General features: G+C 28.2%; 18 protein-coding genes. 14 read left to right on the top strand and 4 right to left on the bottom strand.

Annotated features, from left to right (window positions below; genetic code table 4):
- The 5 genes from ptsS (at position 1) to ACI2WZ_RS04190 (ending at position 5488) form a co-directional block, all read left to right on the top strand.
- A complete protein-coding gene (gene ptsS / locus ACI2WZ_RS04210) occupies positions 1-1212 on the top strand; it encodes a phosphate ABC transporter substrate-binding protein (protein WP_500244749.1) in 1212 nt (403 codons plus the stop codon).
- Positions 1205-3340 (top strand): phosphate ABC transporter permease PstA, encoded by a 2136-nt coding sequence (gene pstA, locus ACI2WZ_RS04205; RefSeq protein ID WP_500244747.1) that lies wholly within the window; start codon positions 1205-1207, stop codon positions 3338-3340. The genes ptsS and pstA overlap by 8 nt, the downstream gene beginning before the upstream one ends.
- Before the next feature lie 61 nt (positions 3341-3401).
- Positions 3402-4172, top strand: coding sequence for a phosphate ABC transporter ATP-binding protein PstB (pstB, locus tag ACI2WZ_RS04200; RefSeq protein ID WP_051372152.1), 771 nt, complete (start codon positions 3402-3404; stop codon positions 4170-4172).
- A gap of 12 nt (positions 4173-4184) precedes the next feature.
- A complete protein-coding gene (phoU, locus tag ACI2WZ_RS04195) occupies positions 4185-4871 on the top strand; it encodes a phosphate signaling complex protein PhoU (RefSeq protein ID WP_500244746.1) in 687 nt (228 codons plus the stop codon).
- 41 nt (positions 4872-4912) lie between these two features.
- Positions 4913-5488, top strand: a complete 576-nt coding sequence (locus ACI2WZ_RS04190) for a hypothetical protein (protein ID WP_500244745.1) — start codon at positions 4913-4915, stop codon at positions 5486-5488.
- Between the two features lie 110 nt (positions 5489-5598).
- Here ACI2WZ_RS04190 and ACI2WZ_RS04185 read toward each other — a convergent pair whose 3' ends face one another.
- On the bottom strand, positions 5599-6480 hold the full coding sequence (locus ACI2WZ_RS04185) for a hypothetical protein (protein ID WP_500244744.1): 882 nt from the start codon (positions 6478-6480) through the stop codon (positions 5599-5601).
- An 81-nt stretch (positions 6481-6561) separates the two neighbouring features.
- Between ACI2WZ_RS04185 and ftsY the strand changes: the two genes are divergently transcribed.
- The 3 genes from ftsY to ACI2WZ_RS04170 are packed head-to-tail and all read left to right on the top strand — an operon-like array spanning position 6562 to position 8637.
- Positions 6562-7548, top strand: coding sequence for a signal recognition particle-docking protein FtsY (gene ftsY / locus ACI2WZ_RS04180; RefSeq protein ID WP_500244743.1), 987 nt, complete (start codon positions 6562-6564; stop codon positions 7546-7548).
- Positions 7535-7858 (top strand): YlxM family DNA-binding protein, encoded by a 324-nt coding sequence (gene ylxM / locus ACI2WZ_RS04175; protein WP_041612620.1) that lies wholly within the window; start codon positions 7535-7537, stop codon positions 7856-7858. The genes ftsY and ylxM overlap by 14 nt, the downstream gene beginning before the upstream one ends.
- On the top strand, positions 7858-8637 hold the full coding sequence (locus ACI2WZ_RS04170; RefSeq protein WP_023789959.1) for a TIGR00282 family metallophosphoesterase: 780 nt from the start codon (positions 7858-7860) through the stop codon (positions 8635-8637). Before ylxM ends, ACI2WZ_RS04170 begins: the two co-directional genes overlap by 1 nt.
- A gap of 600 nt (positions 8638-9237) precedes the next feature.
- On the opposite strand, the gene ACI2WZ_RS04165 is transcribed toward ACI2WZ_RS04170, so the two are convergent.
- A complete protein-coding gene (locus tag ACI2WZ_RS04165) occupies positions 9238-10074 on the bottom strand; it encodes a hypothetical protein (RefSeq protein ID WP_500244742.1) in 837 nt (278 codons plus the stop codon).
- A 945-nt stretch (positions 10075-11019) separates the two neighbouring features.
- Between ACI2WZ_RS04165 and ACI2WZ_RS04160 the strand changes: the two genes are divergently transcribed.
- The 4 genes from ACI2WZ_RS04160 to ald all read left to right on the top strand — a co-directional run bounded on the left by ACI2WZ_RS04160 (position 11020) and on the right by ald (position 16551).
- Positions 11020-13137, top strand: coding sequence for an anaerobic ribonucleoside triphosphate reductase (locus tag ACI2WZ_RS04160; RefSeq protein ID WP_500244741.1), 2118 nt, complete (start codon positions 11020-11022; stop codon positions 13135-13137).
- A gap of 3 nt (positions 13138-13140) precedes the next feature.
- Complete coding sequence (gene nrdG / locus ACI2WZ_RS04155; protein ID WP_500244740.1) at positions 13141-13638, top strand: anaerobic ribonucleoside-triphosphate reductase activating protein; 498 nt, start codon at positions 13141-13143, stop codon at positions 13636-13638.
- 169 nt (positions 13639-13807) lie between these two features.
- A complete protein-coding gene (locus tag ACI2WZ_RS04150) occupies positions 13808-15418 on the top strand; it encodes a sulfite exporter TauE/SafE family protein (protein WP_500244739.1) in 1611 nt (536 codons plus the stop codon).
- Between the two features lie 23 nt (positions 15419-15441).
- Positions 15442-16551 (top strand): alanine dehydrogenase, encoded by a 1110-nt coding sequence (ald, locus tag ACI2WZ_RS04145; protein WP_500244738.1) that lies wholly within the window; start codon positions 15442-15444, stop codon positions 16549-16551.
- A gap of 1029 nt (positions 16552-17580) precedes the next feature.
- Here ald and ACI2WZ_RS04140 read toward each other — a convergent pair.
- Both ACI2WZ_RS04140 and ACI2WZ_RS04135 read right to left on the bottom strand, forming a co-directional pair.
- Entirely contained in the window at positions 17581-17955 is a 375-nt protein-coding gene (locus ACI2WZ_RS04140; RefSeq protein WP_500244737.1) for a hypothetical protein, read from the bottom strand.
- Between the two features lie 2 nt (positions 17956-17957).
- Complete coding sequence (locus ACI2WZ_RS04135; RefSeq protein ID WP_500244736.1) at positions 17958-18644, bottom strand: hypothetical protein; 687 nt, start codon at positions 18642-18644, stop codon at positions 17958-17960.
- Between the two features lie 1226 nt (positions 18645-19870).
- On the opposite strand from ACI2WZ_RS04135, the gene ACI2WZ_RS04130 reads away from it, so the two are divergent.
- Positions 19871-20236: a hypothetical protein gene (locus tag ACI2WZ_RS04130; protein ID WP_023789943.1), complete on the top strand. Its 366-nt coding sequence runs from the start codon at positions 19871-19873 to the stop codon at positions 20234-20236.
- 68 nt (positions 20237-20304) lie between these two features.
- A complete protein-coding gene (locus tag ACI2WZ_RS04125) occupies positions 20305-21279 on the top strand; it encodes a serine aminopeptidase domain-containing protein (RefSeq protein ID WP_500244735.1) in 975 nt (324 codons plus the stop codon).
- Positions 21280-21569: the final 290 nt, after the last annotated feature.

Below are 21569 nucleotides of genomic sequence, written 5' to 3'. Positions count from 1 at the left end.
ATGAATAAAAAAATTAGCATTTCACTCATACTTATAGCTATAGCGATGTTATTGCTTTGAGTATGAACTTTATTTATAAAAAACTCTTCCATTATAATTGGGGGAAGTACGAGTGTGAACCCGTTTATGCAGGAGTTAACTAAAAATTATTATGAGCATAATGGAAGTAAAACGGACTTCGTTTATAACTCAACAGGTAGTCAAGCTGGTGTTAGTGGGGTAGAAAAAAATATGTACACCGCAGGATTTATTTCTAAGGAAGTAAAAGAAGAAACATTAAGTGAAAATAACAGTTTTTCTAAAAAGATAAACTATCAAGATGTCCTAAACGAAAATGATTTGAAGGATAGTCTTAAAGCCGATAAAGTTAGTGGTGAGTTTGAAAATAACTCATTTGCTTCATTGGAGTTTGCACTTGACGCCATCGCAATAATTTATAATGCTCCTGAATGGTACAGAACTTTTGAATTCAAGTCTAATGTAGGGGATAATAAAATAACACTTGAAACACTTATGAACTTTAATTTAAAAAAAGATGATAATAATATTTTGAAACAGATATATTTAGGTAAACTAACTTGATTAGATCTTGCTAAGCATTTGCTAAAAGAGAAAGGCTATAATATTAGCCTTCCGAATTTTGAAGACCAAAAAATCAATACAATAACTAGAGAAAGTGGTTCAGGAACACGAAGTGCATTTACAGATCTAACAGGAATAAAGTCTTCTGATATGAAGTCTTCTGAAGTTAATTCTAATGGAAGCATGTTTAGGAATATAAGGGATAACATCGGTATTGGATATGTTTCTTACGCATTTGTATCATCTGTTTATGAAGAAGTTGATGCTTCTGGTAAAGTGTCTAAAAATAATGTAAGAATTGCAGGCATCGGTGGTAAAAAATTAGGCAATAAAGCGGATTCAGGAAGCGAACCAGAAAATTGATATGGTTTAAAACAAAAAAATGATGGCAGCTGAGAACGAACTGAAGAAAAAAATGAAGAATTTATAAGATGATGCTATGAATTTAAAAGACCTTTCGTGTCTATTTTTAATCTGAAAAATAAAAACTTTAAATACTTATTAGAGTTATTTGTTTATATGATTTCTGATGAATCAAATGAAAGTTTTGAAAAAGAAGGACTTGTGAAAAATTTTGTAATTAATCCACAAGCAAAAAATAAAGTTAAAAGAGGTTTTGAAAATGGTTAACCAAAAGAAACTAATGGGTAGTACAAAGTTTAAAAAAAGAAAAGCAGATATCACAAATAAATGAACTGTTATTGCATTTACAACATTTGTAGTGTTTATCCTTGCTGTATTAGTTGGTTTTATTATTTATAAATCTATTCCTGCATTACAAGGAAACGACTTTTTAAATTTTATATTCTCAACTATTTGAAATCCTGGTAAAAATAACGATCATGATGCTAAATACGGTATTCTATCTATAATTGGTTCGACTATGATGATGCTTTTGATTTCTCTGATGTTTGCAATTCCTTTAACTATATTTAGTGCTCTATTCATCACAGAATATCTTAATAAAAAACTTAAAAATTTTGTAATAACAATCATTCAGTTACTTGCAGGTATTCCTTCAGTTGTGTTTGGTCTGTTTGCTTTAGATCAAATAGGGCCTTTAACAACAATGATGGGTGCGAAAAATGGTTCGAATATGATGACTGCAAGTATCACTTTGGCATTTATGGCACTACCCACAATGATTACATTATCTATTAATGCTATTGAAAGTGTCCCTGATAGTCATAGATTTGCATCGTTAGGGCTTGGCCTAACGAAAGAAAAAACAACTTTTGGTGTAGTTTTAACAAGTGCAATGCCTAAAATTATTACAGCTATTATTACTGGTGTTGCAAGAATAATCGGAGAAACTATGGCAGTAATATTAATTGCGGGTAACTCTACACAAGGATTGAATACTACCGGTGGGTTTCTTGACTTCATATTTTCTTCAATTAGGACTTTAGCTGGAACGATAGGTCTAGAAATGTTAGAAAATAACGGATCACATCATGAGGCGGCATTGTATGCAATCGGATTAGTTTTATTCTTTTTAGTAATAATAATCAATCTTTTGATATTAGCAATAGGGAATTTTAATAAAAGAAAAAGAAAAAGTATTAGAGAAATTAAGCGCAAAAATAAAATGCGTACAAAAAATACGCAAACTTCAAATATATATGATTCTTACAAATTAACTTTACTTGTTAAAAGTTGCACTGATAAGAGAATTAAAAAAAAGGTATATAGTTCAACTATGAAGTTCTTTATGATAACTTCGACCGCGATAATTGTAGGATTCACTTCTTGAGTAATTCTTACGGTGCTATTTGATGGTCTTAGACATTTTGACGCTAGTGCATTTATTCAAATAAAAGGTCAAAGATCTGGTATATTTGCTACCATTTTCACTACAATTCTCCTAGTGATTGGTTCCATATTATTTGCAATACCTTTGGCTTTATTTGCTGCAATTTATCTTGCTGAATATGCAAGAAAAGAAAGTAAGTTTGCAAAAACAATTAGATTTTCAATCAGTGTATTGTCTTCAACTCCAAGTATTGTTTTTGGTGTATTCGGTTTAAGTTTATTTGTAATTGCTTTTAAAATCCCAATGTCTATTTTTGCTTCAAGTTTAACAATGACAATAGTTATATTACCTTCATTGATTTCAGTTTTTGAAGACGCGATGACGAGTGTTCCTGAAATGTATAAAGAAGCAGCATATGGTTTAGGGATGACAAAAACGGGTGTCATTTGAAAAGTTGTTTTACCAAACTCTATGCAAGGGATAGTTACAGGGACTATTTTAGCAATTGCAAGAATCATAGGAGAATCAGCACCAGTTTATCTGACATTAGGAACCGCTGTTAGAATGCCAAGTGAAGGATTTTTATCATCAGGTGCAACTTTAACAACGCAGATTTATATGATGGCTTCAGAAGGAAGTAGTCCAGACACTTTAAATGTTGCTTATCAATTAGCATTGGTTACGGTACTAATGGTACTATGCTTAAATTGATTTAGTAAGTACATCGCTAAAAAATTAGAACCTACATACAAGAAAGTGAAGTTTAAAAATAAATTAATCAACTACTTTAATAAATTGTGAACCTTTAACTACATGAAGGTATTTCAAACAATTCGCTCTTGAACGTTAAATATAGGAAGTAACATTAAAAATATATTCAGTTTCAAAAAGACTAAGGCAAGCATAAATGTATCACGGTCACGTAATAAGTTAATCAAAAACATAATTAAGGAGGCAAGGGAAAATGACAGAAAATCAGAACTTAGAGAAAAAAACAATAGTTAAAGATGATACACAAGAGTTGAGTTTCGATAAAAAAGCTCTAAGTAAACCTAAAAAAGTGCCAATGAAAAATAGAGAAAATGTTATAGAAATAAATAATTTGGATTTCTTTTACAATGGAGGAACCAAACAAGCATTGTATAATATTAATATGAGTATTAAAGAAAATACAGTAACAGCCCTTATTGGTCCTTCTGGTTGTGGAAAATCAACTTTACTCAGATCAATAAATAGAATGAATGACTTGGTCGATAATACTTCGATAAAGGGCGAAATTGTTGTTAATGGTGACAATATTTATAAATATGGAACAGATGTGGTTAAATTAAGAACCGAGGTAGGTATGGTTTTTCAAAAAGCTAATCCTTTTCCAATGTCTATTTATGATAATGTTGCTTTTGGTCCGAGAAACCAAGGTGTTAATGATAAAAAGGCATTAAATCAATTAGTTGAAGATTCTTTAAAAAAAGCTGCACTGTGAGAAGATGTTAAAGATTATCTAAAGGACTCAGCACTTGGATTAAGTGGTGGACAACAACAAAGGTTATGCATTGCTAGAGCAATAGCAATGAGGCCAAAAATACTCTTAATGGATGAACCTACAAGTGCTCTTGATCCAATAGCTACTTTAAAGGTTGAAGAGTTAATATTAAAATTAAAAAATGAGTATACAATAGTAATAGTAACCCACTCAATGGCGCAAGCAACAAGAGTAAGTGATTTCACTGCTTTCTTCTTGCAAGGTCAGTTAGTGGAACACGATAGAACTAAAAAAATATTTACCAATCCCAAAAATAAAAAAACAGAAGATTATATCTCTGGAAGATTTGGTTAGGAGGAAGAAAGGATGTCTTATAATAAAATATTAGACAATGATATCAATACAATTAAAAAAGACTTAATCAACCTCGTTGAGGAAACAAAGTCTCAGTACGCAAAGACATTTGAAGCCTTGAAACATCAGAATATGGAGTTTGCTGAAGAAGTCATAGTAAGAGATCTTAAAATAAATGATTTACAAAATAACTTCACAAAAATGGCACTTTGAAAAATAGCAAAACAACAAATGGTAGCTGGTGACTTGAGACTAGCTGTGGGTGGGGTTTTAATTAGTAGAGAAATAGAGAGAATTGCAGATGTCGCTAAACACATTTGTAAATTCACTATTAAATATAAACCTGAGCCAATTGAAATAAATTATATCTCTAAAATGTTTGATTTAGTAAATGTGATGCTAAATATCATATCTACACTTATAGATAATTATGATAGTGACCAACATCAAAAAGTTATTAAGATAGAGCATGATTTAACAAACGAGTTCTCAAATTTAAGTAATATATTAGCAGAAAAATTAATAGATGCCAAAGACAAAGGTCAAGCACGAAAAATTATAACAATCGTGAGACAGTTAAAAAATCTAGAACGTGCTGGTGAACATCTTATTAATACAGAGGAAACACTTCAGTTTATTAGAACTGGTAAATTTGAAGAAATTCCCACAAGTGTCGAGAATAATCTTGATATAAAATAAGTGGAAATTATATTGTATAATAACCACAAGGAGTGAGTGAAATGAAAAATAAAAAGAAACCAGTAATTGCTAGTTTAGATGGACTATGCAAAGCTGGAGCAATACTAGGTCTTGTTTTTGCAGGAATTGCAATCGGTTCATCAATTTTATCATTGTTGCTTTTATCAATCAATAGTAATATTTACTTTAAGTTTAATATTAAACCCTTTATGGTTGCAATCTATATATTTCTGATAATAATTATTGGTTTACAAATTGGAACCATATTTATGTGTTTATCTATAAAAAACGGAACAGCAAAATCAAATATTGCGGGAGGTATTTATTGTTTAGTTCTTACTTCGCTTATAGCCGGAATATTTATATTAGTAGGAAAGTATGTTTTGAAAAACAATGATAATTTGGAACCAGCCGCTAAGGATATGCCAATCAATACAGACCCTGGAAAAGATAATAGCTCTGAATGAACTAGAAATCAACAATTCGGTAACGGGACACAATGAAACAATCCACAATGAAACAATCCACAATGAAACAATCCACAACCTACCAATATGGAGCAAGATCCAATTGAAAGTAAAAAAGAAGACCCAACATCCGATAAAAAAAGTGATTAATAAAATTGAAAAAACTATCTGAGATACTTTGTAAACGAATATATCTAAGATAGTTTTTTTTATTTATTAAACAAAGAATATAATTAATGTTTTAGCAAGTAACAAACAGTTTAACATTTTAGTAATTTTATTACTAAAATTTGTCCTGTAAAAAAGTTTTCATTAAGTTTTATTTCTATGTGTGTAGTTGTATTTCCAATTATTTCAAAATATTTTTCATAATGTTTTTCATTTAAATCTAAACCTGTATACTTAGATAAAATTTTTCCAAAAGCTTTTGAAGGATCTTCCTCTTTAGATATTTTTTCACTTTTGAAGGTGTTATCATTTAAAAAATCAGTGTTTAATTTGTAATTGAATTTAACTATTGAAGAGTTTAAAAAATCCGCTTTCAAGAAACTTCCATTGTTTGTTATATAGATACTATGGTCAAAAACCAAATAGTCAAAAAAGTTTTTCTCATCATTTAGAAAAATTCGTTTATTAGCTAACTTATTAAATTTTTCTTTGACATCTTTACTTATTAAATTGATGAAATCTTGTTCATTCTTTTTAAGAGCAGGTAAAATTAACTCCATTTTAGTTTTTTCTATTAATTTTATAAAATTATTTATTCGATCATAATTATATAAAAAAACATCAAACTTAAAAGTTACAGGATGTCCTAAGCAATAGTAACCATCTTTGTCTCTGAATGTTAAAGTTACACTATAATCTGAACATTTTTCTACTATAAATTCTGTAGAGTTTAATATTTTCTTTCCTATTGTATAATCTTGAAAATTATCTTCTACGATCTCTTTAATATTTTCTTCAATGTAGACATTAGGGTTTTTGTTTTTTATAAAATCATAATGACTATATAAATCAATGTCTCCATTTTTCAAAAACTCTTGAGCTTCGTTGTCAACTACTTTTGTTGATGCGCTAATAAGTCCTGATAAACTTACGCTAAAATTCATTGCAAACATAATTTTTAATCATTTCTTCATTACCACACCACCATATTTTTTAATTGTTCTAGAAATATTAAAATTATTATACAATTATATTGCAAGAATAGGAGAAAAAAAATGGGTTTTTGAAAGAAAATTAAAGAAAAAAAAGCCTTAAAAAAGCAAATAAAGCAACATCAAAAAGAGCATAAAAATACATTAACCTTTTCGAAAGATATTAAAAATTTAAGTAAAAAATACAAGGAAGCAGATAATGAGTTTTTTGAGGAGCTTGAAAATGTTCTGATAAAAACCGATATGGGTATGAAAATGGTTTTAGAAATATCAAATAAAGTAAGAAAACGTGCAAAGGCTAAAGACGGTTTCTCAAAAATAAAGCAATATCTTGTTGATGCACTATATTCTTCATATAGTGAGTCAAGTAAAACTAATAATAGTTTAAATTATAAAGATGGTCGCCTTAATATTTATTTGATTGTGGGTGTTAATGGTGTTGGTAAAACAACAAGTATAGCCAAAATTGCAAATTTTTACTCCAATGAAGGTAAAAAAGTGCTGATCGCTGCGGGTGATACATTTAGGGCTGGTGCCGTGGAGCAGTTAGAAGAATGATGTCATAAACGTTTAAAAGGTGTTGACTTAATCAAATCAAACTCTTCTGACCCAGCAAGTGTTGTATTTGACGGTGTTAAAAAAGGTATTAAAGATAACTATGATATATTACTAGTTGATACAGCGGGTAGATTGCAAAATAAAGATAATCTTATGAGAGAACTTGAAAAAATAACAAAAATCATAAAAAAAACAGTAAGTGATGGTCCTCATGAAAGGTTATTAGTGATAGATGCCCAGACAGGACAAAATGGTATAAACCAAGCGAAGGCTTTCTCAGAGGTTACTCAAGTTACAGGTATAATATTAACTAAGATGGATGGTACAAGTAAAGGTGGGATTGCTTTAGCAATCAAAGATATACTAAATATCCCTGTTAAATTAGTTGGTTTTGGTGAAAAGCCAGAAGATCTTAAGCCTTTTGTTGTTGATGAATATATAAGTGAGCTAACTAGCGATTTTATGGAAGATGATGATAATGAAGGAGAATAATATCAACAAAACTATTGAGCTAACAAGTCTTTATGATTATTATAAAAAACTTCTTACAGATAAGCAGAAAAAGTATTTTGAGTTATATTTTTTTGAAGATTTAACACTACATGAAATAAGCCTAGACATGAGTGTTTCAAGAAACGCAGTTTACGATAGCATATCAAAGACAATAGCAACACTAAATGATTTAGAAAAAAACTTAAAACTTTACAAAAAATCTAATATCATTAAGGAAAAAATTGAAGAATATCAGAAAAATAAAATTTCAAAAGAAGATTTTATTTCATTTATTGAAGGAGTAGTTTAATGAATATACTATTGGTTGGTGATGTATACTCTAAAAGTGGTAGAGATGCCATTTCTAAGTATCTTAAAGATATTATAATAAAAGAAAAAATAGATTTTACTATTGTTAATGGAGAAAATATTTCTCACGGTAAAGGAATTAACAAAAATCATTACACTTTTTTAAAAAAAATGGGAGTCGATGTTATAACTAGTGGTAATCACATATTTAAAAGCTCAGATACAGTGGATTTTATTGATAATGTTGATGACCTACTAAGACCAGCAAATATGAATTCATATTTGCCGGGTAAAGGTTCAAATGTTTATAAAGCAAAGGGAAAAAAAATTAGAGTAACAAATTTGATGGGTAAAACTTATATGGAACATGTAAATAATCCATACGAGTCAATGGACAAAATACTTTCAGAGGATAATAGTGATATTCATATTGTAGACTTCCACGGTGAGGCGAGCGCTGAAAAAATCGCATTTGCATGAAATTATGATGGGAAAATAGATGTTTTAGTTGGAACACATACCCACGTTCAGACTGCTGATGAAAGAATTTTAAATAAAGGTACAGCCTTTATTACTGATATGGGTATGACAGGAGCTTATGACTCGATCATAGGTGCTAACCCAGAAGAAGTGATAAAAAAAGAAAAACTTGGTATTCCTACTAAGTTTGTACCAAGCACAAACGAAGGAATGTTAAACGGGGTTATAGTCTATTTCAACGAGAATAACCAGCCAACCTCAATTAAGAGAGTTTTTAAGTATAACGAGCATAAAAAATAAATATATTAATCGATTATTAAATATATTTTGCGAGTGTAGAAATATTCTTATAAGAGTGCTTTTATTAAGTTGGAAGCATTTTTTTTTTTTTTTTTGAGAAAACAAAAGTAAGGTTTTCCTTAATATCAATAGCTTTCTTAGATATTTTTAAACATTAATCCAGTCATCATTGATGATATTAATGAGTTCAGCACCTTCTTTCTTATATTTGAGCATAAGTTACTTTTGTGAAATTAAAAATTTTTTAGAGTTTAAAATGATTATTAGTGACAAATTCTAAAACTCTAAAAAAAATTACTTTTTTGTCTAAATTAAAACTAATTTTTTTAGTATCGTTGTTATTAAATATATTTTATATATATCAATTTTACTAGTACGGTTAACTTATAGACTTCCTTTATGTTAAAGGTTAAATTTTTTGAGATGTTTCATAAACTTGATTATTTATAACTTTTTGTATAACGCAACTTTAAAGAATTCAAACTTGATTTATTAGACTCACATAATATAAAAACTTGATATAAAAAAGTTCTCCTTATATATCCTTATGTTTGAAAACATAAAGTATACTTAGAGAACTAATTTTTTTATTAATTATTATTACTCATTTAAAAAAGTTTGTGTTTCATTAAAGTAAAGGTTTTTTCCTATAAAAACTCCTCTTTTTTTCAGACGAACACTTTTAATTATAAAACAAGGTATTCAGAAAAAATAATGAATAAATGGAATATAAATCGTTGCTTTACACAACTTGTGTAATTTGATATCAAAATTAGTTTTCAAATCTACTTTAAAGAAATAAATTATTTTAATCTTAACATAAATAGAACAAAACTCAAATAGTACTAAAACTAGCACATAAACTATAAATGAGTTGTTTCCTAAGCTAAACACATTTTGATTTATGCTTATAGAATAAATAAACCCTAGCTCCAAAAGTAAAGAACATAAATAACTGAAGTAGAAAAGTACACGAAAGTTTTTAATCTCAATATTTGACTTTTGGTTTTTATCGAATACACTTTCTTCACGCGTATTTTCATTTATTTCCATTTTAAGTATATTGGATTTTTTAATTATTAATTCTTTGCCAAGAAATAAAATTGCCAATAGAACAAAGAAGGGTATAAAAATTATAGTAACCCCATTTCTGGTTGTTAAAATTGATAATCCAAGTAATATGAAACCCACAGTTGAAATCAATCCTATGATTTCTGGATAAACCTTAACTTTTTTTAAAGTTATTATTATCAAAGCAAGCGTATTAATTAATGCATAACCAATTGAGAATGAATATAAAATAACGACTCCTGTAAAATTTTGAGTAATAGTAGGTTCATAGTCATTTATTAAGTTATAAATTATAGTACCAATTGCAGATCCTATATAAAGCAACCAAACTGATGACATAAGTAATTGATAGTTTTTTTCTTTCATATTAGGTCAACTCCTTTCTGAATTTAATTGATTAATTTGTTAATCATTATTGAGAGCCGATTTACTATAAACCTTTATTTTGATGAATTATTGAGGAAACTAAATTGTTGTGTTGCCGCAACACTAAACACCCCAGTTGAGCATAGTAATTATTTTTCATTTTCATCCTTCTTTCAAGAATAACCCTTAAACATATATTATTCTTTATTTTGTAAAAATATTTTTTATCCTTTAAAAAAGTTTTTTATTTTTTTCAAATTGATATTAGGTCAACCATTTGTCAATTTATTACAAAACACTTTTAAAAAAGTTCGTCACTAGTTTGAATCTGATGAATTAGATAATATACCAGCTTTTAGAGTTTATTCAATCATAAAATGATTTAGTTCTTTCATTTATAACCCTTTTACTCATATTTTGTTTATATGTGACAACTCATTTTGTTATAAAATATTAGTTTTTCTAAACTGCCAAACTTTATTTTATATTAACTCAAAATAAGGAAGTATATTTAATGATTATTAATCAAAACAAATATAAAAAAGTTTCGCTCCCGTTTTTACTTAAATTCTTCCGACCTGATAACAGTCTTAAAATAAATATAAAGCATACAAATTTCGCGTTAGTGAGGCTTTTTTGTTAACTTCATCTATATGTAGTATTTTTAGAACTAACTATAGTTTATATACCGCTGAAATAATTATTCATGCCCACAAATTATTCAAGCGCAATCTTGGTAGCACAAACTAATTTACCCGAAATCAGGTTCACATTTTGCATTCTTTAAGTTTGTAAAAAATAAGGCAAGAGTAATCATTTTCATGCATTTTTAAAATATTGAAAAATTAATTTGCTAATTCTTATTTTACAATTATAATGTTAATTATAAATACAAAAACAGATATGAATATATAAGTGAACAATAATTAAAAGGGAGAAATGAAAATGAGTCTAGAAAAAAAAGAATATAAAGATTTAATCAAAGAATTTACACAAGTAATATCTATTAAGAGTAATGATATTAAAAATGAAAATGCTAATATGAATAGTAGTACAGCAAGCGGTAAGATGATGAAATTTGCGTCTGTCAGTGCTAAACAGTTCGCTCTAAAAAACTTAGTTGATAAGTTTCATGCAAACTTGCATGAAAAGTCTATAATACATATACACGATTTAGATTATTATCCTACAAAATCAACTACTTGTGTTCAATACAATATTGAGGAAATATTCAAAAATGGTTTTAGAACTAGAAATGGATTAATTAGGGAACCACAATCAATTGGTGTTTATTCAGAACTAGCAGCAATAATATTCCAAACTACTCAAAATGAAATGCATGGTGGTCAAGCTATTCCTGCTTTTGATTATTTTATGGCACCAGGTGTTAATAAAAGTTTCAGAAAAGCATTATTGAGAAATATTAAAAAGTATTTGGAATTTAATGATATCGAATACAATGTAATGAATATAAATCTTTTATTAAAAGATGATGAAATAACTTTTGAAAATATTAATAGTCAAAAATTAAGCAACTATTTAGATGGTCAAAAACTTAATGAAAAAGTTCTAAATAAAATAATAAAAATTTCTACAAAAGAAGTAACTGCAGAAACAGATCAAGCTATGGAAGGTTTTATATATAATTTGAATACCCAACATTCAAGAGGAGGTAACCAGGTGGTTTTCTCTTCAATTAATCTTGGAACCGATACCTCAAAAGAAGGTAGACAGGTAACAAAATCATTGTTAAAGGCATTAAGAAATGGTTTAGGAAATGGAGAAACTTCAATTTTTCCAATAGTTATTTTTAAAGTTAAAACTGGAGTCAACATTGATGAAGAAAGCTACAAAAAAGCTATGAACCTATCGCAAGATGTTTGATTTGATGAAGCCAATGAATGAAAAACTCCAAACTTTGACTTATTTTTAGACGCAATCAGAACAACCAGTTTAAGACTATTTCCAAACTTTATGTTTTTAGATCAACCTTATAACAAGCACCCGCTTTGGAATCAAAAGGATAAAAATTCTTGATATTATGAGCCAGCAACAATGGGTTGTCGTACAAGAGTTTTCGAAAATGTAAATGGAGAAAAGACTTCAATAGGTAGGGGAAACTTAAGTTTTACTTCTATAAATTTACCATATATTGCGCTGGACCTACTTAGAGCTGAAAATCTAATACAAAACAATGAAATAAACTATAATATGATTGACTTCGACAATATTAAAAAAGAATTTATTGATAGGGTCGAATATTACGCAAACGAAGTGTGTGAACAAATGTACTCAAGATATCAGTACCAATGCTCAGCATTAGCCAAGGAATTTCCATTTATAATGAATAATAATATTTTAAGTGGAGGCTCAAAATTGAAGCCAAATGATAAAGTTGAAGAGGTATTTAAACAAGGAACTTTAACAGTTGGATTTATTGGTTTAGCAGAAGCGTTGAAAGCTTTATTGAATGAACATCATGGTGAATCTGAAACTGCTCAAGTATTTGGATTGGAAGTAATAAAAACTATCAAAAATGTTACAAATTTATGAAAACAAAAATATAAATTAAACTTTGGAGTAATTGCAACACCTGCAGAATCTGTGGCTGGAAGAATGCTAAAAATCACAAGAAAAGAGTTTGGTGAGATTAGTGGAGTAACAAGTAGAGACTATTTCACAAACTCAAATCATGTTCCTGTATATTACAATACAACAGCGATTAATAAGATAAAAAAAGAAGCCGCTTATCATGAATTAACTTTGGGTGGAAGTATCAGTTATATTGAATTAGACGGAGAGGCTAAAAAAAACTTACACGCTGTTCTTTCTATCATCAATGCAATGAGAGTTAGTGGAATCAATTATGGAAGTTTAAATCATCCTGTTGACAGATGTAAAAATTGTCATTATACTTCTTTGATAGCTTCGTGTTGTCCGGTCTGCTCTAACGATGATATTTCAAGAACTAGAAGAATAACTGGATATCTAGTTGGAGATCTTGATGGTTGAAATCAAGGTAAACAAGCAGAAGAAGCAGAAAGGGTTAAACATAAATTATAGTTTATGAAAATTTTGAAAATTTACAAAGAAACTATTAGTGATGGTCCTGGTCTTAGATACTCAATCTACTTATCGGGTTGTTTGCATGCTTGCAAAGGATGTCATAATATAAGAAGTTGAAGTTTCAAAGTAGGTAAAGTTTTTGACAAAGAATATGAAAAATCTATAATTGAGGATTTGAAAAGTAACCCATTACTAAATGGTGTTACCTTTAGTGGTGGTGATCCTATGTTTAGTGCGATCGAACTTTTACCATTTATAAAACTTATAAAAAAAGAAACTAATTTAAATATTTGACTTTATACTGGATTCACTATCGAAGAACTAACTGAACAAAAAAATATAAATGAAGATACGCGAGCAAGATTTGAAATATTAAAATATATTGATACATTAGTTGATGGTAGGTTTGTGAAAGAATTACTAGAGCCAAACGTTTTGTATAGAGGAAGTAGTAATCAAAGGTTAATTGACACTAAAGAGTATTTAAAAAAAATATAATGTAACTCCTTGCGGAGTTTTTTTAATGTAAGTTGATTTATAAACTACAATTTTTGTTTCTTTTGTGTATGATTGAGGCGAAAGGATGTGGTGAGGTGAAGAATTTATTATAGAAAGATAAATATGAAACACGATAACTCGTTGAAAGATAGGTTGTGAATAAATAAACATGAATAATTCATTTGCTGGAATTCAAAAAGAAGTTTTAAAGAGCGAAGAAGAGCTCACCAAAATAGTCAACGACATTTTAAGTTTTAGTGACTTGATTCAAATACTAAAGAGTGATTTTGCCACACAAAAAAATGATTTGGCAAGTTTGTTCAAAGAAAAACAAGTTACACACGAAGAATATGTCCAGGAATTAAAAAAACTTCAATCCGTTTATAAAATTCATATAAGTGATATTAAACAATCTGTTGGAGCTACTCAAAAATATGCTTTCGACAAGTACGAAAAAAATATAAAGTTCAAAAAAGAACATAAACAGGAAATAAAAAATATCTTAAAAAGTCTTAGTGATGAAATAGATGAATTAAAAAAAGTCGATAAGAAAAATTCAAGTATATCTACTTTGAAAGAAAAGAAAAAAAGTTTAGTTAAGCCAATAAGTACAAACTTTTTAAAAGTATTTAGTATTATTGCAGTCCCTTTAATATTGGTATGCACACTTTTGGTTAATTACTTTGTTTACTTTCCTAATACAAGAAATGGAGAGCTTGACTTATCTAAATCAGAATACTTAATAGCATTTATTATTGTTATTTTAACCCTAGTAATAACTGGTATATATTTTTATTTCTTAGTATTCAAGGTTTTAAAAAAATCCTATATTGATAGAGAGAATAATATATTCAAACTTACATCTATCGGTGTTTGTGGTTCATTCCTTGATACTATTGGAGTTGGTTCATTTGCTGTTGCAACCGCCGGTTTAAAAGCAACAAAAACCATGAAAAACGATGCATTATTACCAGGTACTTTGAATGTAGGGTTAGGTATACCTAACTTAATTGCAGGTACTGTATTTGTGGCAGCAATTGATGTTGGTACAATCACATTGGTTTCGCTAGTTTTAGCGGCAATTATAGGAAGTTTTTTAGGAGCTGAACTTACCAAGAGAATAAGTGCGAAATATATTAGCGTAACTATGGGAACATTGTTAGCTATAGTTGGTATATTAATGTTTTTGATACAACTAGATATTTTACCTAGTGGTAACGCAACTCGTTTGGAAGGTTGAAAACTTGGTTTAGGTATAGGGTTATTCTTTGTTTATGGTGGGTTACAAGCATTTGGTATTGGTCTTTATGCTCCTGCATTAGCAACTATTACTTTATTGGGTATGGATATAAAAGTTGCATTTCCAATAATGACACTTGCATCAGGTTCTGCGTTTCCACTTGCTGCTTACTCATATTACAAAAATAACAACTACTTGCCAAAAACTAGTTTTGGATTAATGGTAGGAGGAACCTTGGGTGTAGCTCTAGCGTTCTTAGTAGTTTTTGTGGGTATTGAAGTAGGTGCAGAAGTGAAAACTGCAGTGTTCACTAATTATTTAAAATGATTAGCTATACTAGTTGTATACTATGTGGCATTTGTATTAATCATGTCATATGTTAAGGCACGAAAAAAATCCGCCAATTCAACAAAAATAACAGAGCATCAAATAATTTATGCAATTAATAATCGCTCTACGTGAGATGTAGATATTAATCATCATTTATCAATCTTATTAAAAAACTTTAATGAGAACAAACAAGCTTATGAAAAATCTTAAGACTTGTGGAAGGATGATAATGTATGAAAATTGGAATACCTAAAGAAATTAAACCCCAAGAAAACAGGGTAGCAATCACACCTGCTGGTGTAAAAGAATTAATCAAAAATAATCACCAAGTATTTGTAGAAAAAAGTGCAGGTATAGGAAGTGGCTTTTGTGATGAAGACTATAAATTGGCAGGCGCCAAAATTATCGATGACGCAGCTGAAGTTTGAAAAAATGATATGATCATAAAAGTTAAAGAACCTCTAAAGTCAGAATATAAATATTTATATGAAGGACAAATTGTTTTTACATACTTACACTTAGCATCAGACAAAGTTTTAACAGAAGAACTTTTAAAAGCAAAAGTTACTTCAATAGCTTATGAAACCATACAAACACCCGATGGTGCAATCCCACTATTAAGACCTATGAGTGAAGTTGCTGGTAGACTTGCTGTAATCAACGGTATGTACTTCATGTTCAAAACTAACGGAGGAAATGGACTTTTAATTAACGGTACACCTGGAACAGATCGAGCAAAAGTAACAGTTATTGGTGGTGGTGTTGCTGGTAAGGCAGCAGCTAGAATGGTAGCAGCCATTGATTGTGATGTAACAGTAATTGAAAATTGTGAAAGAAAAATAAGAGAGCTTCATGATTTATTTGGTAATAAAGTTCAAATACTAAAATCAAATCATTACAACATTGAAAAATCAGTAGTTGTTAGTGATTTGGTAATTTCAACAGTTTTAGTCCCTGGTGCATCGGCTCCAAAACTAGTGACAGAGGACATGGTTAAAAAAATGCAAAAAGATAGCATAATTGTCGATGTAGCTATTGACCAAGGTGGTAGTGTAGAAACAATAGACCATGCAACAACTCATGAAAATCCTACCTTTAGAGTTCATGATGTAATTCATTATTCAGTAGCCAATATGCCTGGGGCTGTTCCTAAAACAAGCACCATAGCATTAACTAATGCTACAATACAATATGTTATTGAAATTGCAAACAATGACATTAAAAAACTTATAAAATCAAATGAGCAAATTAAAAAAGGAATACAAACTATAGAAGGTAAGTTAGTGTTCAAAGGTGTAGCTGATGCTCATGGCATGAGCTTAACAGATATTGATAAAATCTAAAAACTAAATTTAATCGGATAATACATTCTTTATCCGTAATAATTAGAATACTAAATTTATAAAAAATGTGAATGTATTATTTAATAAATAAAAGTGTAAGAAGTTTTCTTGAGTTAGAAGTTGTTTTGAATATAAAAAAAAAAAAAAAAAGAATGAAAAGTTCTTTTTTTAAACTCTGCAAAAAAAGCGAAAGAATGTAGAGTTTATGAGTCTGCTAAATTTATTTGATGTATGGTACAAAAAATCTTTTTTTGCATAGGAAAATAGAAAAAGTTACTGCTCTTTTAAAATACAATTACTAACTAAAAAAATATTGGAAACTTGAAGTGTTTTGTTATTCCAATAACACACTAATTTTAAAAATTAATTATAATGCTTAAAAAAAGTTAGAAAGTTTTCAAAGTTAGTGAAAAAATTGAATTTTGAAATTACAAATTATATAACTCGAGAGACAAGAAATAGAATTAAAAAAAGTTTTAAGTGCAACAAAAAAAATAATTAATATATATTAAAAAGGTTTTAGAAAGTATACAACTATCGAATTTTCAGAGAGAAAAGCTAAATTAAATCTTAAATAATAATAAAACTGGAAACTAAAATTTAAATAATTTATTAAATATAGAATGGTGCGGTACTAAAACGCAAACTATAGCACATTAAAAGGTCTGCCTACTAAATAAAAAGGCAAGATAAAAAGTTTTAAGAAGTCTGCTTATGTTAGCGAAAGTTAGTTAAAGAGAAATGAATTACAAAAGTATAGAGAAATAATATGACTACAAATCGAACAGTGGGTTGCGTGATAAAATTGTACTTAGCAAGGGAAAGAAAGTTTCAAAATGTTAAAAGCTAGAGTCTCTTTCGTTAAATTTAGAGGGTGGAGATGTTCTTTTATGTTTTTCTCTACAAAATTGATAAAGTGATAGTGTAAGAATACTTTATATAAAAAACAAGTTGCCTAAAAAAACAACTCGTTTTTCCTTTTTTATAAATTCTGTTTGTCAGTAGATAGTTTTTATGTGTTGCTTTTATTTACACGCTTTTTTTATTTATTGTGTCACCAAATTTGCTAACAATATCTTTATTTTTAATATAATTGATCAAGTAATATATTCAGAAGAATACAAGAACAGAAATAATGAAAACGGCATCTATTATTAGTAGTGAAAGGTATATTTTTTTAGATTTTCAGATCTCGTTGTTAACAAGAAACAAAATTGAAATTATTAAACTTATTAGAAATAAAAAACCTGCTACTCAAAATAATACAAAAGCTAATATAAAGTTTCCATAATTTACTTCTCCTATCACAGAAATTAATATTCATAATAAATTAGAAATGAAACCTATCGCTGACACAATGATCAAGGCACAAGATACCTTCTTAGCAGTTTTATTGAATAACATAATTAATTTGACCCCCAACCAACATCAAATATTACACATCCATAAGTACCTATTCATACACCACTACCATTATCATATGAACTAAAAATAAAGGAGTTAACTACCAAAAATAAACTTAGCAAAGAAACGGCTACAGCAGTACCAGGAAATCACCCAGATATTGCATCTACAACATCTATTACATTTGATGCCGTATCTAATATATGAGCTGCTGTTTGACTTTTTTCATGATCAAAAATTATTTTTCCTCACCCGAATCAGTACCACTTAAATTCAATTGTAATTCCATCTATTCTAGGTTGTGGCTTTGAGTCTAAATAGTTTAAGTTATTTTTGAACTTTATTAAAGAAATATACTCATTGCTAAAATAAAAACTTTTATAAAGTTGTTTTATTTCTTTTGTGAAAATATTATTATTTAAGCTATCAACATTGATTAATATCAAATTATTTTTCACATAGATAGATGCTAAGAAGTTTGCTTTCGCCGCTTCTCTTACTTCGTGATTTAAGGATTTGAAATAATTATCTAAATAATTATATTTACTAATATTATCTTGCTGTTTGATACTATTATTTAAAGTCATATTATTTTTGATTTTATCGTTTAATACAAGGTTATTTGATAAAAGAGATAAAGGAGATGCTATAATGCTTGTTATTCCTATTATGCTCAGCAATTTTTTCATTGTTACCTCCTATAACGTGTAAACTGTTTAGTGCTTTACAACGGGATAATTTTAATAGAATCAAATAAAATAGCAACATATTTATTAACTTTGAATTTAAATTTCATATTTTCTTAAGTTAAAACTGCAAAAGTATTTACAAAACTTTTTTAGTGTTAATTTATTGTCAAATGCACGCAATTCATTAACATCAAACATTTTGGTAGCGAGTAAGTATCAAAGAAAAAAACAAGGCTAGAAGCTTTTATTTTTTTTAAGTACCACTTGCAAAAACTAAAGGCCCTTTAGTAAATTAATTTTTGTAGCATTAAACAATTATATGACAAAACGACAAAACCACAAATCCTCTCATGCTGTTTACATAAATTTAAGAATACAGTAAAACAATTGTCTTTCAGAAATAAAAACAAAGTTGTGCAAGTTAAAAAAAGAAGGGGCTTTAAAATTTGAAATGCAACGGTAACGAAAAAAAGTTCAAGAACTATTATAAAAACTAGGAAGGATAATAAAAAGCAAATGATTATTACGTAGAAATGTTTTTAAATAAAGTTTCTTACTAGGTGTAAATATAGCATATGAAATGAAAAGAGTTATTTAGTATTAAAAAAATAAAAGCATCCAATATTTCACACTGCCTGAATACTTTAAAAATATTTATTAAGATCTTAATAACTACATTCTTATACTTTAGTTATAAATAAACTTAATATTGATTTGATTGTTTATCATTAATGGAGAGGAAACTCAAAAAACTTTTTAGTAGTCTGATTTAATTTTATTTGAGGAATTATTTAACTTGTATAAAGTCACTCTGAGTAAATTGCTTTTAGGAGAGGCAAGGTTGATTTTAATAAAGTTATACTAAGATTGGTACAATTAATTTTAATGCCTTCGTATTTATTGTTTAAATTATTCCTTTATAATTTTAACAAAGACAACAAAATAAATTGATATTATCTTGTGAGTACAAATCTCAGAAATTAATATAGTAAACTAAAAGTAACAATTAACACTCCTTAAGTAGTGTTAACATCTTATTTTGTTATTTTAGAGATGAAATTTGAGTTTATATGAGAGTCTAATTTTACAATGTTTTTAAAGATATTTTAATATCTTGTTAGAACAAAAACGTCCATAATTTGTAAAAGTAGTAATTAAACAAAAAAGAAGGTATAATTATACCAATCATAAAGCTAGTCTTTATTAAGATAACAGGAGTTGATGTTATGAAGAGACACGATAAACTGAGAAATTTACACGAAGCACTTTTTGCATTGGACAAAGAAGTTAAAAATGTTTGTAAAGGTGTTGAACAAAGGTTGAGAACTTTACCAAAGTATAGAGATACTTATGAAAGAATATTGACAGAAGTAGAGTTTGAACGTAAAAATGAAATGTATGGTAGATCAACAATTTATGACTTTGAAAGAATGAGAATAAATTTGGAACAGGATGCAGGTAATGTCATTTATGAAGCTATCAATGTAATTGGTAACGACGAATTCATCAATAGAAAGCAAAACGTTATCTTTGCTTTTTGATTTTTAGGTCAATTTGACGTTTACGCGCTTGATCTTTCTCACGAAGATTAATATTGATAAATACAATAAAGTTGTATTTTTTTTATGCTAAAATCACAATAATGTTTAGGAGCGGTATTATGGAACCATGAACACTGATATGAAGTTTATTGAGTAAGATATTATATACAATTGGTGGTATCACTATTTTGCTACTTATTTTGCTACTTATTATAAGACTTGTGAAACTTAATTCTTTAAGTTTTAAACCCACTGCCTTTCAAAAAGGAGAGTTAATCAAGAAAAAAATGTTCAAAACAAAAGATTTATACGAGCTTGCTTGATACGGAGATATTGATCCAGAGAGTGAATACATATTGATTGGCGTACATGACTTAAATAGAAATCGCAAAGATTTTGAGCGCTTAAGTAACTATTTTGCTCAAAAGAATAACTTAATATCTGTTGTAAGTTTTGATCAAAGAAATTGTGGTGATAACAAAGATTTTTTTGGTTACCATCCAGGAGTACTAATATCAGATTTAAATGAAATAGTGGATTCTCTTAGTGAGAATTACAAAAGTATGAAAATTATCATACTTGCAGAGGGAATATCTTTTGCGAGTTGTCTATATTTATCAAAAAATAAGAATGTGCATAAAATAATTTCAAGTTCATTGAGATTGAATATAGCATATAATAAGGAACCAGGCTATAATTTTAAATTATTTATGGGAACAATATTTAATATGAACACTTTTTTAAAAGAACATATCAATGGTTTAGATTTAGTTGATGATATCAGTTATGCAAAAAGTTTAGAAAAACAAAACTTAGAAAAAGGTAGATACTCAGTTCGAAGTTTATTTCTTATGAATAAAGTTAACAACAATATTAAAAGACACATCAACAACTCAAATAATAAAGTGACTTTAATACAACCTACAAATGATTATTATTCTGATGCAAAAAAGACAGCAAAACTTTTAAGTGCATTGAATGAAAACTCTTATGAATTAATTTTGCTTAAAAATTACAAACACTATACATTAAATCACAAACATTCAGAAGAGGTCTTTGAAAAAATTGAAAATGCAATAAAGAAAAGTGATTAAAAACTTCACGATTAAACATTACAGTATAAGATGTTAGATTATCAAGAAACAAGTTTTGTCACAACTTTATTATTACAATCAAAAACAAAAATTGGGAATCAAAAATTAACCCTTACATAGATATAAAAAAATCATAAAGCTATTTCAAAGAAATTAGTAGTTTCACGTTTTATTTATAGGCTAGAAGTTCAATGCTGTAACTACAAAATGAAAAAAACTTCAATATCTATTAAAAATACGGTAAAATAAAAAAGTAATGTTCAATGGGCGTTGAACTATATATTTAAAGG

The sequence above is a fragment of the Spiroplasma endosymbiont of Megachile willughbiella genome, assembly GCF_964273395.1.
GTDB classification, from domain to species: Bacteria; Bacillota_I; Bacilli_A; order Mycoplasmatales; family Mycoplasmataceae; genus Spiroplasma_A; species Spiroplasma_A apis.
This window is presented reverse-complemented; position numbering and strand designations above follow the sequence as displayed.